The organism is Idiomarina abyssalis, assembly GCF_019797805.1.
Lineage (GTDB): Bacteria > Pseudomonadota > Gammaproteobacteria > Enterobacterales > Alteromonadaceae > Idiomarina > Idiomarina abyssalis.
In genome coordinates this window covers 1,255,972-1,272,046 of the sequence record NZ_CP081832.1, presented here as the reverse complement: position 1 = coordinate 1,272,046, position 16,075 = coordinate 1,255,972, and the positions used below count along the sequence as shown (strand labels likewise).

Genomic DNA, 16,075 nt, shown 5'->3' with positions numbered 1-16,075 from the left:
ATAAGCTGTCCATATTATTGGGGAGTCAGTCGCTTTAATGTTTCTTGTAAGTTGTCGTCCAGCGGTGCCTCAAAAGCAACTTCTTTAGCCGTAACAGGATGTAGGAAGCGTAACTGCCAGGCGTGTAAAAACAAACGCTTTAAGCCAACTTGAGACATTGTGTTATCAAAATCCGCGTCACCGTATTTAGGGTCCTTTGCTATAGGATGTCCGGCGTGCAGTGCGTGCACTCTAATTTGGTGAGTTCTTCCGGTAACAGGAGAAGCTTCTACTAATGTCCCTTCCTTATACCTTTGCTGGATACGAAAACGGGTTAAAGAGGCTTTACCTTCCGCATCAACACGTACAATTCGTTCACCGGACTTTAATGTGTTTTTCTTTAGCGGAGCTTCAACACTGCGAACCCGCTTTTGCCATTGCCCCCGAACTAATGCCAGGTATTGCTTATTCATTTCTTTATTGCGCAACTGTTCATGCAAGTTTCGCAACACCGAACGTTTTTTAGCAACCAACAACAAGCCGCTGGTATCTCTGTCCAGCCTATGTACCAGCTCTAAGCTCTTTTCTTTAGGGCGTAAGGCTCTAAGCCCTTCAATTAGACCGAACTGCAAGCCCGAACCACCATGCACTGCAACACCTGAAGGTTTATTAATTAACATCAGTGCGTCATCTTCGTACAAAATGGCATGTTCAAGCGCCGCTACCTGCTCTAAATTAGCTGACGGTAAATCCGGGCGTTCGCTGACTTTAACCGGAGGGATACGAATAAGATCGCCCTCCTTCAGCTTATAATCAGGTTTTATCCGCTTTTTATTCGCGCGCACTTCACCTTTACGTACAATTCGGTATACCAATGACTTAGGCACACCGCGTAATTGCGCAATTAGGAAGTTGTCTATTCGCTGCCCCGACTCGTCTGCAGAGACGGTGTGCCAGCGGACTTCTTGTTGTATCGTTTTCATAACGCCATTTTACCATCATCTGCAGGATTCAACAGAGAAATTGTTGCTTGTATTTTCAGTGGTTTTCATGAAATAATTAAGTGTCAAAGTCCATCGAAGATGGCAGACGAAGAATATATTTCGCGCAGTCGAAGTAACAGAGCGACGCATTATCCACATCAGCATACGGTTTTAAAGTTTAAAAAGAGACTTGCCCGAGATGTTGATGGCACGGAGAAGAACACAGCACATCGAACACGCTTTGTTTAATAATCGATTGCAGACGTAAAATTTAGCGACAATATGACACCGAACAGTTGGTGTTATCGGCACAGTCAAACTCATTTTAGTTACACGTTGTAGATGACGGGTAACGCAGGTCCCAAAGGGCCTGCAGCGACAGACGAATTCGATAATTGCACGATCGCCATAGGGGCGTGTCATATTGTGGCCCAAAGAATTGAGTCACAGTAATGAAAAGAATGCTAATAAATGCCACGCAATTAGAAGAATTGCGTGTAGCGTTGGTTGACGGCCAACGCCTTTACGATTTAGATATTGAAAGCCCTGGTCACGAACAAAAGAAAGCCAACATCTATAAAGGCAAAATTACTCGTATTGAGCCTAGCCTTGAAGCGGCTTTCGTTGATTATGGCGCTGACCGCCACGGCTTCCTTCCTCTTAAAGAAATCGCAAAAACCTACTTCCCACAAGGTTATACCTTCCAGGGCCGCCCGAATATCAAAGACGTGGTTAAAGAAGGTCAGGAAGTTATTGTTCAAATTGATAAAGAAGAACGCGGACAAAAAGGCGCCGCCTTAACCACGTTTATTTCTTTAGCGGGCAGTTATTTGGTACTTATGCCAAATAACCCTCGCGCAGGCGGTATTTCACGTCGCATTGAAGGCGACGAGCGCTCAGCACTTAAAGAAGCTTTATCAGAACTGAATGTGCCTAAAGAAATGGGGCTCATTGTTCGTACAGCTGGCGTAGGGAAATCTAAGGAAGAATTAGAGTGGGATTTAAACGTCTTACTTAACCATTGGGAAGCTATTAGTAAAGCCGCCGATGAACGCCCTGCCCCTTTCCTTATTCACCAGGAAAGTAATGTTATTTTCCGTGCTCTGCGGGACTACTTACGCCGTGACATCGGCGAAGTGCTTATTGATAGCCCGAAAGTATACGAGCAGGTACGCACACACATACAATTAATTCGTCCGGACTTTCTGCAACGAGTAAAACAATATGAAGGTGACGTTCCGCTATTCAGTCACTATCAAATTGAAAGCCAAATTGAATCAGCTTTTCAACGCGAAGTTCGCCTTCCGTCCGGTGGTTCAATTGTTATCGATCCGACAGAAGCCTTAACCTCTATCGACATTAACTCCTCTCGCGCCACTAAAGGCGGAGATATCGAAGAGACGGCACTGCAGACTAACCTTGAAGCAGCAGAAGAAATTGCGCGTCAGTTGCGCCTTCGTGATGTGGGTGGCTTAGTTGTTATCGATTTTATTGATATGACGCCTTCTCGCCACCAACGCGATGTGGAAAACCGCCTGCGCGATAGTCTGTCTCAAGACAGAGCTCGCATTCAGGTTGCCCGTATTTCACGGTTTGGCTTGATGGAAATGTCGCGCCAACGCCTGCGCCCATCACTGGGCGAGTCTGCAAACAATGTTTGTCCTCGTTGTAACGGTCAGGGAACCATACGTTCAAGTGACTCTTTAGCACTTTCAATCTTACGTTTGATTGAAGAAGAAGCGATTAAAGACAATACCATTCAGGTTCATTCACAGGTGCCAGTTGACGTAGCCACGTATTTGTTAAACGAAAAGCGTCAATCGGTTAACCATATTGAAAAACGCCATAACGTTAAAATCGTCATTATTCCAAACCATCACCTGGAAACACCGCATTTTGAAGTTTTACGAATTCGTGATGACGAAGTTCCTGAATCAGCAAGTTTTCAGTTGGTGCAAAAACCAGAGCAAACAGAGTCTACAGTTTCTATTACCCTGACCCAGGATAAAGCTAAGTTTGAGGAGCCAGCATTAAAAGGCCTTCAGGCTCCGAGCGCAGCGCCTACCCCAGCGCCAAAAGTTGAAGCTAAAAAACCAGCTCAACCATCATTACTGACTCGTTTGAAAGTTTGGTTCTCAGGTTTATTTGGTTCCGATGAAACAGAAAGCCAGGCGGAAGCAAATAAAAACAAACAAAGAACTTCGCAAAATCAACGGAATCAGCAACGTCGAGGCCGTAACCGTCGTTCTGGTAACCGTCAGCAACGGGGTCGCAATCAGTCTACAGCTAACAAGGATGAGCCTAGCAAAGAAGCGGCTTCTACAGCTGAAGAGAAGTCGACCGATTCACGTGATGATGCAGGCACTCGCAACACACGTAACCGGAATGACCGCAGACGTCGTGGACGCAGTAATAAAGCAAACCAGACACCAAAAACTGAAGCGGCTAAGAACGATCAAGCGAGTACTGCGGCTGAGCCAGAAAAATCCAAAGAGCCAAAAGCTCCTCAGGATAAGCCTCGCCGTCAGCGTAAACCTATTGAAAAGTCGGTTAGAGTTTCATCTGCCGGCGATACAGTAAAAGCAAAAGAGGCTAAGCAAGAGGAGCAAAGTACTGAGCAGGTCAGTACCGACAATAGCTCTCAAAAGCAAACAGCGGCAAAAGAAAAACCGGCACAGCAAAGTAGCTCCGGTAAAGCTGAAAACAAAGCCATTTCTGATAAGGTGCTTGATCCACGCATTCAGGCAGCTGCTGAACTCGTGCAAAATCAGGCTCAGTCTAAAACAGCTGATGACGAAAAGCATGAAGAGCAGCCAACAGCTCCTCCGGTAGAAAAAGCTAAGCAGGAAAGCGTGGAGCAAGAAGAAAAGGCAAAAGAAGCCGTTTCCGATAATGCGCCTCAGTCTGAAGATAAAGCTGAAACGGCTGTTGAGAAAGCTGAAGCACCTACGCCAGCAGAGCCTGCTGATGCAGCTGAACCTGAAGCGTCTCATGAAGCGCCAAAGGCCAAGGCCGTAGAAGAAGAGCCAGCAAAAGAAGACACTGAGCCCAAAGCAAACGAAGAAAAGAAAGGTCGGGATCGCTCTCGCCGTTCTCCTCGCCACCAGCGTGCTGCGGGTCAAAAACGCAAGCAACAAGGTAAGGCCGAGGCCGTTATACCAAACCGTTCTTTGAGCGGCTCATCCTTTTCGGCCATGACTAAAGCTACGGCAATAGAGCGCACTGAAGATTTCAAAGCGCTACCTATTGCACAAGCGACCAGTCGCCAGGATTTTACTAAGGACAGTCGTGTAGCGAGTATTTCTCAGGCTCGCTCCAGTTCTTATGCTGAAATGGCGAAATGTGACTAAGGGTATTTAAGCAACAAAAAAGGTCGGTAGTTATACGCTACCGACCTTTTTTTATCTCTGGAGTTTAAGTTTCTTACTGCTTAATAGTAATGAATGCGCGGTTTTTTTCTAAGGTTTTTGCGCCTATACCTTTCACATCAAGTAGTTGCTCAACTTCTGTAAAGCCACCTAATTGCTCACGTAACTCGATAATTTGCTCGGCTCGTTTCACGCCGACACCAACCAGAACGTCGGAAATTTCCTGAGCAGAGCCGGTATTAATGTTGACAGTTTTTACGTTGGTATCTTGCACTACTGGTGATGCAGTTGCTGTAACCGGCATTGAGCCCGCTTGTGCACCGCAAACCCAAAAGAGTGATGTTCCTAATAGTATGGATAATAATTTTAGCTTCATAGTATCTATTCCCTTTCGATAAAGTCACTGCGTCACTGCAGTAGAGATACTATAGCCGAACTTTTTTACCATCTGGCGAGATTACGACATTACCAGGCGTTAAGTAGGTTACTCTCCTATGGAAGCCAGAATTTCTACAACGGTCTCTTCAGGGTTTTCTGAGCGCGTGATAGGACGCCCGATAACCATATAGTCAACACCAGCAAGCATAGCTTCCTTAGGGGTCATTACTCGTTTCTGATCGTCCGTTGCACTATTGGCAGGTCTTATACCCGGCGTAACCAGTTTAAATGATTCCCCCAGTGCATCTTTAAGCATGCGCGCTTCTTGTGCAGAGCATACCACACCGTCTAAGCCTGCTTTCTGCGTCAACCTAGCTAAATTGAGTACCTGTTGTTCTGCCGTTACCTGAATACCAATATCAGCAAGATCTGCATCACTCATACTGGTCAGCACCGTTACAGCAATTAACAATGGTGGGTTATCGAAAGGCTCGAGCGCATCTTTAGCCGCTTTCATCATGTCACTTCCGCCACTGGCGTGGACATTGACAATATCAACACCAATTTTAGCCGCCGAAGTGACAGCTTTAGCAACTGTATTGGGAATATCGTGAAATTTTAAATCCAGAAAGATGGAAAAACCTTGTTCTACTTGCTTGCGTACCCATTCAGGGCCAATAGAGGTAAACAACTCCTTTCCAACTTTAAGTCCAACTTGCCCGGAAGGAAGCCTGCTGACTAACTGGTCAGCCTCTTCTTGTGTCTGGCAATCTAAAGCTACATATATTTTCGGCAATGCCATGTCTTATTCACCATCTAGTCCAAAAATAGGTTTTGTTGTTGACCAACTCTTACAGGAAGGACAACGCCAATACAAAGTATGCCCTGAGAAACCGCAATGACGGCACTTATAATTTGGCCTCTGCACTATGTGTTCGTGCACCATTTTCTGCAGTCTACGAAGACTGTCACGGGCATTACCAACATCAGCGGCCCGGATGTGAAGCCCCATTAAATAATGGAACCCTCGCATCGTTGGATGCTGCTCTAACACCTGAGTCATAAAGTGCTCGGCATCTTCAATGCTTTGAGATTCGCAAATTTTTTCGGCCAGTGTAATTGCTGCCGTTATTCCGGCGTTCTGTTCGACACAAGTATGGAGAAATTCGATAAACGTATGAGTATCAGAAGTCTTTTCAAAAGCTTCCTCTAGCAACGGTATGGTTTCGCAAACAAACGACTTATCTTGTTCAAATACCCGGGTCAGATAATTAATAGACTCACTATACCGCCCTTCATTCATATAGATTTTACCCAGGGAAAGTACGGCGCGAACACAGTTATCATCATGTTTTAATGCTTTATTGTAATGCTTTACTTTACTGGTGGTATTGTCATCTAACTCAGCAAGTTCGCAATAAAGTTGCGCCAGAACCACTCGAGCTTCCGGGTCTTGCTTAGACAGCCGTAAGGCAATCTTTATGGCTTTATCCCACTCATGGGTAGATTCGTACAGCTCCAGAAGGTGCTTTTGGCTCTTTTCCCGAAACAGTTTGTAACTTTGCAAACCCGCAAACATCTGTTCAGCGCGATCGTAAATTCCGGCAGAAAGGTAATCTTTTCCTAACTCATACATAGCTGTTAAACGGTCGTGCTCGGATAAATTAGGAAGTGATGTCAGATTTTTATGAATTTTTATTGCCCGGTCTACTTCGCCCCGGCGACGGAATAGCTTCCCTAAAGTCCAGTGCGTTTCAATGGTTTCGCTATCAACATCCAATAGCTCGACAAACAAATCTACAGCTTTGTCTGGCTGGTCTGATAATAAAAGGTTGATACCAGTGGCGTACTGTTTAGAAAATCGCTTTTGTTCTTTCCGCTCTTCTGTGCGAACACTGTTACGACCCATGAACCAGCCATAGGCAGCAGCAATTGGTAGAAGCAGGAAAAGAAGCTCTAGCATGAGCTATTAACTCTCTTTATCCAATTTATTGACGCGTCTAAGCAGGCGATTGTAACGATAACGCCAGGACAGACTCGACAGGAAAAGTAGGAGAATACCAACAACAAACCCGCTACCAAAAAAGATAGCCAGTAATGATGCAACAGCCATTTCAGTTTGCAGTACCAACAAATTCACAATAACAGTTTGTGGGTTCTGGGCACCAAAAGCCATTGCTAAAAGAAATATGAGTAATACAGGAATGAGAATAAGCAGCTTCTTCAGCATAATCGCTTACCTGTTAGTTATAAAAAAACGGCATGCCAGTATAGCATGCCGTTTTTATCAATCGAGCTTAAAAACTAACTTAACGTATCGACCCTCTCGCGAAGTTCTTTGCCCGCCTTAAAATGCGGTACATACTTACCGTCTAATTCAACGGCTTCACCCGTTTTTGGGTTACGACCTACACGAGGAGCCCGATAATGCAGAGAGAAGCTTCCAAACCCTCGAATTTCTACGCGCTTGCCTTGTGACAAGGACTGCACCATCTGTTCAAGAATTTCTTTTACCGAAGCTTCAACCTGCTTAGGAGGTAACTCGTGTTTCAAAGTTAACCTTTCAATCAGCTCTGATTTAGTCATCATTACCTCCTCTAATCAACTGCGTAAGTGCAGGAAATTATTCGTCGTCAGTTTTTGCAGCTTTAAAGGCTTCAGCCATTGCGCTGTTAAGACCGCCGCTTTCTTGCTGCTTGTTGACGCTTTCAACCGCTTCTTTCTCTTCTGCTTCGTCTTTCGCTTTGATAGACAAGCTCAGAGTACGGTTTTTGCGATCAACGCCCATGAAGCGAGCTTCAATAGAATCACCAACGCTTAATTCAGTGCTTGCATCTTCAACACGCTCACGTGAGATGTCTGCTGCACGAACATAGCCTTCAACGCTTTCAGCTAATTCAACTTTAGCGCCTTTAGCGTCTACTTCAGTAACTGTACCTGTAACAATAGCACCTTTTTTATTGGCTGCCAGGTAGTTATTGAATGGGTCTTCTTCAAGCTGCTTGATACCTAGTGAGATACGCTCACGTTCAGCATCAACCTGCATAACTACAGCGGTAACTTCTTCACCTTTTTTGTAGTCACGAACGGCTTCTTCGCCAGTAGCGTTCCAGCTAATGTCTGACAAGTGAACCAAACCATCAATACCGCCGTCAAGACCGATGAAGATACCGAAGTCAGTGATTGACTTGATCTTACCAGTAACTTGCTCGCCTTTATTGTGGTTCTTCGCAAACTCTTCCCAAGGGTTAGGTTTGCACTGCTTAAGGCCTAGTGAAATACGACGACGTTCTTCGTCAATTTCCAGAACCATAACTTCAACAGTGTCGTCCAGGTTAACCACTTTAGAAGGATGAACGTTTTTGTTAGTCCAGTCCATTTCTGAGACGTGTACCAGACCTTCAACACCCTCTTCGATTTCAACGAAGCAGCCGTAATCAGTCAAGTTCGTAACACGACCAGTTAAACGGTGACCTTCTGGGTAACGGTTTGCGATATCTGCCCATGGATCTTCGCCTAATTGCTTAAGGCCAAGAGATACACGAGTGCGCTCACGATCAAACTTCAATACTTTAACAGTGATTTCATCGCCAACGTTTACGATTTCACTTGGGTGCTTAACGCGTTTCCAAGCCATATCAGTAATGTGCAATAAGCCATCGACGCCGCCTAAATCAACGAATGCGCCGTAGTCAGTCAGGTTCTTAACGATACCCTGAACTTCCTGACCTTCTTGCAAGTTTTCAAGCAGCTCTTCACGCTCTGCACTGTTCTCTTTCTCGATAACAGCACGGCGAGACACAACAACGTTGTTACGTTTTTGATCAAGCTTGATAACTTTGAATTCTAAATCTTTGTTTTCCAGGTGCGTTGTTTCACGTACTGGACGTACATCAACCAGTGAACCAGGCAAGAATGCGCGAACGCCGCCTAAGTCTACTGTGAAGCCACCCTTAACCTTACCAGAAATAATACCGATAACGGTTGCATTGTCTTCGTGTGCTTTTTCAAGCTGCAGCCATGCTTCGTAACGTTTCGCTTTTTCGCGAGACAGAATGGTTTCACCAAAGCCGTCTTCTACTGCATCAAGGGCTACATCAACTTCGTCACCGACGCTGACTTCTAATTCACCTTCTGCATTACGGAACTGTTCTGCTGGAATCGCGCTTTCTGATTTAAGACCCGCGTCTACTAAGACCAAATCTTTTTCGATGGCAACGATAGTACCTTTAACAATGGAGCCCGGGCGTGTTTCAACTTCCTTTAGGCTTTCTTCAAATAATTCTGCAAAATTTTCTGACATAGTGATTAACTTCGCTTATAAATAAGACGTCCACTGAACTTCCGTATACAGCGGGGTTATTAAAAAAGTCTGTTTGCTTCCTTACAACAGACGCCTAATTAAGGTCACATGACCCTAGCTAGCCTTTGAGAGTTTGCTATGAGCAAACATCAATACTTGTTCCAACACGTCGTCTACCGGCGTATCGGTGGAATCCAGATATAACGCATCCTCGGCTGGCTTTAGTGGGGCCACCGAGCGATTCGTATCTCGATCATCTCGTTCTTTTATTTCGTTCACTAATTGATCAATGTTAGCATCAAAACCTTTTTCCTTCAATTGCTCAAAGCGTCGCCTTGCGCGCTCTTCGGCTGAAGCCGTCAAAAAGATTTTGGCATCGGCATCGGTAAACACAACGGTTCCCATATCGCGCCCATCGGCTACTAACCCCGGAAGCTCTTTAAAGCCACGCTGACGGCGAAGAAGCGCTTCTCGCACTCTTGGAAGAGCGGCAATTTTAGAGGCCATATTACCCACCTGTTCAGTTCGGATCGTCATGGTGACGTCCTCACCTTCAAGAATGATATGCGTTAATGAGCGTTCTTCTTCTGCTTCAAACTTCACGTCCAGGTGCGCCGCTAAAGCCACCAGACTTTCTTCATCTTCCGGCGTAAAATCGTGATGCAAAGCCGCTAACGCCAGCACGCGATAAATCGCGCCGCTGTCCAGCAAATGCCAACCTAGCTTCTCTGCCAGTAGTCGGCTTATCGTTCCTTTTCCTGCCCCACTCGGCCCGTCAATCGTAATGACTGGAATATGAGTTGCCATAAAATCCTCTAATTGCTCTGCATTACGCAGCATTTAGCCGCGCAATTATACGCATTTGTAAAAAAATTGCATTAATCAAAGTCAGCAAGTCTATGAGTTAACTGTGACAGAGCCGTGAAAACTCAGAGAAATAGTTGGGATAGGTCTTAGCGCAGCAATCCGGATCATTGATCGTAACGCCGGCAGGTGAAAACGCCGCAAGTGAAAAGCACATTGCCATGCGGTGATCATCATAAGTATCAATACACGCGTGTTGCCAGTTCTTAATCGGTTCTATATAGAGGTAATCTCGCCCTTCTTCTACTAGGGCACCCAGTTTGCGCAATTCTGTTGCCATAGCGTACAGGCGATCGGTTTCTTTAACGCGCCAATTAGCCACATTACGAATGGTTGTAGGTTTATCAGCAAAAAGTGCTAATGGTGCAACCGTCATCGCCGCATCTGGAATATCGTTAAAGTCCTGATCGATGCCTTTGACTATTCCCGTTCCGGTAACTGTTATGCTGTTGTCCTGGTAAGCCACAGAGGCTCCCATTTGCTCTATTACCTCAGCAAAACGTTTATCGCCCTGTATCGAGTTTTTACCGACGCCTATTATCTCAACCGGACCTCCCCCTAATAATGCTGCAGCCATCCAGTAGGAGGCCGCACTGGCATCACCTTCTACCCAGTATTCTCCGGGCGACTGATAAACTTGTTTTCCGGCAATGACATAGCATTGAGGAGACTCCTCTTTTACCGAAATACCAAAGTCCGCCAGCATTTGCAGAGTTAAGTTAATATAAGGTCGGGAAACCACCTCGCCTTTTAGCGTTAAGGTTGAATCACCGGGCAACAGAGGAAGCGCCATAAGTAACGCCGAAATAAACTGACTGGATACTGAGCCATCAATTTCAAACTTGCCCGGGGCTAAACCTTGTGAAATAGCGAGTGGTGGAAAGCCCGACTCGCCCAAGTAATCAATTGACGCTCCCTGCATTTGCAAAGCATCAACTAAGTGTTGAACCGGTCGTTCATGCATTCGGGCATCGCCCTTCAGAACCATAGGTGCCTGCTCTTCTTTTGCCGTCGCTGATAACACGGCAATAAGCGGTCGCATCGCTGTTCCAGCATTACCTAAATAAAGTTCAGAGGAAGCCTGACGCCAATGACCACCTAAACCTTCAACCTGAGTTGTAAGTTCATCGTCTTTAAAGCTAACACCCAGAGCAAGCAAAGCTTCACGCATACGACTGGTGTCATCACTGACCAGTAAATTGTGTAAGGTTACGGGAGTCTGGCATAAAGCGGCCATAAGCAGTGCCCGGTTAGCAATACTTTTTGAGCCGGGTAAAGTGACAGTACCGCGACAATGCTGTCGCGGCTCCAAATGAATAGAATTAACCACGCAGCTTTTTCATTGCCTTAATAAAAGCCTGGTTTTCTTCAGGCAGGCCAATACTGACACGTAAATGATTAGGCAACTCATAGCCACCAACAGGACGTACAATAACGCCTTCATGCAGAAGTTCGTCATAGAGCTTCTCGGCATCGGGCCCGACTTCTATGGTCAAAAAGTTACCATAAGAAGGAATATAGTTAAGGCCTAATTCTTCACAAAACTCAGTTAGCTGCTTCATGCCCTGTGCGTTTAACTCAACGGCTTTTTGCAAATAGGCATGATCATCCAGTACCACTTCCGCCGCTTTAAGTGACAGCGAATTCATGTTGAATGGCTGTCGAATACGGTTAAGAAGATCGGCTACGCTCTCATGACTTACGGCATAACCTGCGCGTAAACCGGCTAACCCATAGGCTTTAGAAAAGGTTCGGCTAACCACCAGGTTAGGGTAATCTTTTATCCACTCAACCGATGGCGCCCGCTCTTCTTCTGGCACATACTCGTAATAAGCTTCATCAAGAACCACGATAATATTTTGCGGTATTTTATCCATGAAGCTTTTCAGTGCAGAAGTCGATAAAAATGTACCCGTTGGATTATTAGGGTTAGCAATAAAAATCATCTTGGTTTTATCGGTAACGGCTTTAGCCATACCATCAAGGTCATGGCCATAATCTACCGCAGGAACGGCAACAGGTTTTGCGCCAATAGCCTGAGTAACCAGCGGATACACCACAAACGCATGCTGAGAGAAAATAACTTCGTCTTTATCTGACACAAAGGTACGAGCTAAAATCTCTAAAACATCGTTAGAACCGTTACCCAGAGTAATTTGTTGCGTACCGACCTCGTTAAGTTCTGCCAGACGACTTTTAAGGTAATAACCGTTAGCATCGGGGTAACGCACTAAATCTGTTAACTCAGCTTCCAGAGCCGTTTTGACCTTTTCACTCAAGCCCAATGGGTTTTCGTTTGAAGCCAGCTTAACCACGTGTTTTAAACCTAACTCACGCTGCAATTCGGATGTTGGCTTGCCCGCCTGATACGGACGTAATTGTTTAACTCCGGGATTAACCAGTTCTAATGCGTTGAATTCTGCCATAGCGATTCACTACCTTTTTTATTCTATTTATTTAGCCAAGCTTACGTTCAAAATCAGCCATATAACTTAGCAATGCTTCTACGCCTTCCACCGGCATTGCGTTATAAATACTGGCTCTCATGCCACCAACAAAGCGATGCCCTTTTAACCCTAATAAACCTTCCTTTTTAGCACCGGCTAAAAAGTCGGCATCGAGTTTGTCATCGGCTAACTGGAAAGGCACATTCATGATCGAACGGTAAGCAGGATTAATGTTGTTTCTGTAAAAATCTGAAGCATCAACAAAGTCATAGATAAGTTGGGCTTTACGATGGTTACGTTCGCCCATAGCCGCTAATCCGCCCTGAGCTTTTAACCACTTGAAAACCAACCCTGCCAGATACCAGGCAAAGGTATTGGGCGTGTTGTACATAGACCCGTCTTTAGCCTGGAGTTGGTAATCCATAATAGATGAGACTTGCTTCTGCGGTTGACCCAAAAGCTTTTTATTGACGATAGCAATCGCAAAGCCTGAAGGGCCTATATTCTTCTGAGCGCCGGCGTATATAACACCAAACTTTGAGACATCCAGGGGTTCAGAGAGGATATTTGATGACATATCAGCCACAATGGGTGCTTTAACGTCAGGGATCTCATGCAGCGCAATACCATCGACCGTCTCATTAGGACAGTAATGAAAATAGGCAGCATTCTCAGACAACTTCCAGTTTTCTGGAGACTGAATTTCCTTGCCTTTAGCGCCTTCCTGAACTTGCCCGGCAATATTCACTCTGGAAACGAACTTTTCGGCTTCACGGATAGCAAAACCAGACCATATTCCTGTATCCAGGTAATCTACTGTAGCATCCGGTAACGCGATATTCTGTGGAACCGCAGAGAATTGACCACGCCCTCCGCCTTGTAAAAAGAGTACTTCGTAGTCGTCCGGTACATTTAACAGGTCGCGCAGATCTTGCTCAGCTTCACGTGCCATATGGACATAAGCAGGGTCACGGTGGGAAATTTCCATCACCGATACACCCTGCCCATTCCAGTTCAATAACTCTTCCTGAGCTTGCTTCAACACCTCGACCGGCAACATTGCCGGTCCGGCAGAAAAGTTAAACAACTGGCTCATGACTCGTCGGAACCCTCTTGATTTTCAGAGCTATCCTCAGAAGAGACTTCGCCTTCCTCAGCAATGACTTCGCCGTCGATGAGAGACTCATCTTCGTCAATTTCATCAATGCGCTGCAGGCCAACCACTTTTTCGTCATCAGCTGTACGAATTAAGCGTACGCCCTGAGTGTTACGACCAACGGTTGAGACCTCATTAACACGCGTTCTGACCAGAGTACCTTTATTACTGATAAGCATGATCTCATTGCCATCAATAACTTCCATGGCGCCGACAACGGAACCATTACGCTCGCTGACCTTAATAGAGACAACACCTTTGGTCGCACGACTCTTAGCCGGATATTCACTTAGCGGTGTACGTTTGCCGTAACCGTTTTCAGTCACGGTTAATACATTCGCTTCTTCCTCTTCGTATTCGCGAGGAACAATCAGTGATACAACACGCTGTCCTTCTTCCAAACGAATACCACGAACACCGGTTGCTGTACGACCCATTGAACGCACTTGCTCTTCCGCGAAGCGCACCACTTTGCCAGCGTCAGAGAACAGCATAATTTCGCCGCTGCCGTCAGTGATATCAACACCAATCAGTTCATCGTCATCAACCAGGTTCAGTGCAATGATTCCGCCGTTACGAGGACGTGAGTACTCTGGTAATGGCGTTTTCTTAATGGTCCCTTTACGGGTAGCCATAACAACGAACTTATCTTCCGGGTAATCCCGTGTTGGCAGAATAGCGGTAATACGTTCGTCGGCTTCAAGCGGTAACAAGTTGACGATAGGCTTGCCTCGAGAAGCACGACTTGCCAGCGGCAACTGGTAAACTTTCATCCAGTAAATACGACCACGGGTTGAGAAGCATAAAATGGTGTCATGCGTGTTCGCTACCCACAGTCTTTCAATAAAGTCTTCGTCTTTCATCTTAGTGGCGGCTTTACCTTTACCACCACGGCGCTGAGCTTCGTACTCAGTCAACGGTTGATACTTCACATAACCTTCGTGAGAAAGCGTCAGAACAACATCTTCTTCGTTGATTAAGTCTTCCATGCTGATGTCATGTGCAGCGGCGGTAATATCGGTTTTACGCTCATCACCAAAGTTACTGCGTATTTCAACCAGCTCTTCACGAATTACTTCCATCAGGCGCTCTGAACTGTTCAGAATATGCAGCAGTTCAGCAATTTGTTCTAACAGGCCTTTGTATTCATCCAGAATTTTTTCGTGCTCTAAACCAGTCAGTTTATGCAGACGTAAATCCAAAATGGCCTGAGCCTGTTCTTCCGTCAGGTGATAGTTGTCACCCCGAATGCCGTATTCTTCAGGCAGATGATCAGGACGCGCAGCATCAACACCGGCGGTTTCCAGCATTGAAGCAACATCACCCAGCTGCCATGCGCGGGCAATTAGCCCAGCTTTAGCTTCAGCAGGCGTGGGTGAACGACGGATAAGCTCAATAATTTCGTCAATATTAGCCAGCGATATCGCCAGACCTTCCAGGATATGAGCACGTTCACGAGCTTTGCGTAATTCGTAGACTGAGCGGCGGGTAACCACTTCACGACGGTGGCGAATGAAGCAATCCAGCATATCGCGCAGGTTAAACAGACGCGGCTGACCTTTATCCAGGGCAACCATATTAATGCCAAACACAACCTGTAACTGGGTATTAGCATACAAATGGTTAAGAACAACTTCGCCAACATCGCCACGACGAATTTCAATGACGATACGCATACCGTCTTTGTCAGACTCGTCACGTAAAGCACTAATACCTTCAACGCGCTTTTCTTTAACCAGTTCAGCTATTTTTTCAATTAAGCGGGCTTTATTCACCTGATACGGAATTTCCGTAACAATGATGGTTTCTTTACCCGTTTTCTCATCGACTTCCACTTCCGCCTGAGCGCGCAAATGAATACGACCACGACCGGTTTTATAAGCTTCAACGATACCGCTGCGACCTGAAATTGTCGCTGCTGTTGGGAAGTCCGGACCCGGGATGTATTCCATTAACCCTTCAACATCAATATCCGGGTTATCAATCATCGCCAGTGAGCCGTCAATAACTTCCGTCAGGTTATGAGGTGGAATATTAGTTGCCATACCAACCGCGATACCCGAGGAACCGTTCACTAAGAGGTTCGGAACGCGGGTTGGCAATACATCAGGAATACGCTCTGTACCGTCGTAGTTATCGACAAAATTAACGGTCTCTTTGTCCAGGTCGGCTAATAGCTGGTGAGCAATTTTTGCCATGCGAATTTCGGTATAACGCATCGCCGCGGCTGAGTCTCCGTCAACAGAACCAAAGTTCCCCTGACCATCAACCAACATATAACGCAATGAAAAGTCCTGCGCCATACGAACAATCGTGTCATAAACTGCGCTGTCTCCGTGAGGGTGATATTTACCAATCACATCACCGACAACACGCGCTGACTTTTTATAAGGTTTATTAAAGTCGTTGCGCAATTCGTTCATTGCGAACAAGACACGTCTGTGTACTGGCTTCAGGCCGTCACGGACATCAGGTAAAGCACGCCCAACAATGACGCTCATGGCATAATCGAGGTACGAACTTTTCAGTTCGTCTTCAATATTTACCGGTGACACTTCTCTGGCTAGATCGCTCATAGTTTATTCCCTAAATATAGA

General features: G+C 45.8%; 13 protein-coding genes. 1 reads left to right on the top strand and 12 read right to left on the bottom strand.

The annotated features are described in order from the left end of the window. Window positions 1-14: 14 nt before the first annotated feature. Window positions 15-962 carry a 23S rRNA pseudouridine(955/2504/2580) synthase RluC gene (gene rluC, locus K5X84_RS05970; RefSeq protein WP_054487645.1) on the bottom strand — a complete coding sequence of 316 codons (948 nt, stop codon included), beginning with the start codon at window positions 960-962 and terminating at the stop codon, window positions 15-17. 452 nt (window positions 963-1,414) lie between these two features. Between rluC and rne the strand changes: the two genes are divergently transcribed. Beyond that, on the top strand, window positions 1,415-4,312 hold the full coding sequence (gene rne / locus K5X84_RS05965; protein WP_244994831.1) for a ribonuclease E: 2,898 nt from the start codon (window positions 1,415-1,417) through the stop codon (window positions 4,310-4,312). A 73-nt stretch (window positions 4,313-4,385) separates the two neighbouring features. Here rne and K5X84_RS05960 read toward each other — a convergent pair whose 3' ends face one another. The 11 genes from K5X84_RS05960 to gyrA all read right to left on the bottom strand — a co-directional run bounded on the left by K5X84_RS05960 (window position 4,386) and on the right by gyrA (window position 16,054). Continuing rightward, a complete protein-coding gene (locus K5X84_RS05960; RefSeq protein ID WP_054487643.1) occupies window positions 4,386-4,706 on the bottom strand; it encodes a ComEA family DNA-binding protein in 321 nt (106 codons plus the stop codon). A gap of 108 nt (window positions 4,707-4,814) precedes the next feature. After that, window positions 4,815-5,510, bottom strand: coding sequence for an orotidine-5'-phosphate decarboxylase (gene pyrF / locus K5X84_RS05955; RefSeq protein WP_222236939.1), 696 nt, complete (start codon window positions 5,508-5,510; stop codon window positions 4,815-4,817). 3 nt (window positions 5,511-5,513) lie between these two features. Next, entirely contained in the window at window positions 5,514-6,671 is a 1,158-nt protein-coding gene (gene lapB, locus K5X84_RS05950) for a lipopolysaccharide assembly protein LapB (protein ID WP_054487639.1), read from the bottom strand. Between the two features lie 6 nt (window positions 6,672-6,677). Beyond that, window positions 6,678-6,938: a lipopolysaccharide assembly protein LapA domain-containing protein gene (locus K5X84_RS05945; RefSeq protein WP_054487637.1), complete on the bottom strand. Its 261-nt coding sequence runs from the start codon at window positions 6,936-6,938 to the stop codon at window positions 6,678-6,680. A gap of 74 nt (window positions 6,939-7,012) precedes the next feature. After that, window positions 7,013-7,294, bottom strand: a complete 282-nt coding sequence (locus K5X84_RS05940; protein ID WP_054487634.1) for an integration host factor subunit beta — start codon at window positions 7,292-7,294, stop codon at window positions 7,013-7,015. 37 nt (window positions 7,295-7,331) lie between these two features. After that, window positions 7,332-9,011, bottom strand: coding sequence for a 30S ribosomal protein S1 (rpsA, locus tag K5X84_RS05935; protein WP_054487632.1), 1,680 nt, complete (start codon window positions 9,009-9,011; stop codon window positions 7,332-7,334). Between the two features lie 114 nt (window positions 9,012-9,125). Next, window positions 9,126-9,818: a (d)CMP kinase gene (gene cmk / locus K5X84_RS05930; protein ID WP_054488516.1), complete on the bottom strand. Its 693-nt coding sequence runs from the start codon at window positions 9,816-9,818 to the stop codon at window positions 9,126-9,128. 97 nt (window positions 9,819-9,915) lie between these two features. Beyond that, window positions 9,916-11,205, bottom strand: a complete 1,290-nt coding sequence (gene aroA / locus K5X84_RS05925) for a 3-phosphoshikimate 1-carboxyvinyltransferase (RefSeq protein WP_222236938.1) — start codon at window positions 11,203-11,205, stop codon at window positions 9,916-9,918. After that, a complete protein-coding gene (hisC, locus tag K5X84_RS05920) occupies window positions 11,198-12,301 on the bottom strand; it encodes a histidinol-phosphate transaminase (protein ID WP_222236937.1) in 1,104 nt (367 codons plus the stop codon). The genes aroA and hisC overlap by 8 nt, the downstream gene beginning before the upstream one ends. Window positions 12,302-12,332: 31 nt before the next feature. Beyond that, window positions 12,333-13,418 (bottom strand): 3-phosphoserine/phosphohydroxythreonine transaminase, encoded by a 1,086-nt coding sequence (serC, locus tag K5X84_RS05915; RefSeq protein ID WP_222236936.1) that lies wholly within the window; start codon window positions 13,416-13,418, stop codon window positions 12,333-12,335. Further along, entirely contained in the window at window positions 13,415-16,054 is a 2,640-nt protein-coding gene (gyrA, locus tag K5X84_RS05910) for a DNA gyrase subunit A (RefSeq protein WP_222236935.1), read from the bottom strand. Before gyrA ends, serC begins: the two co-directional genes overlap by 4 nt. Window positions 16,055-16,075: the final 21 nt, after the last annotated feature.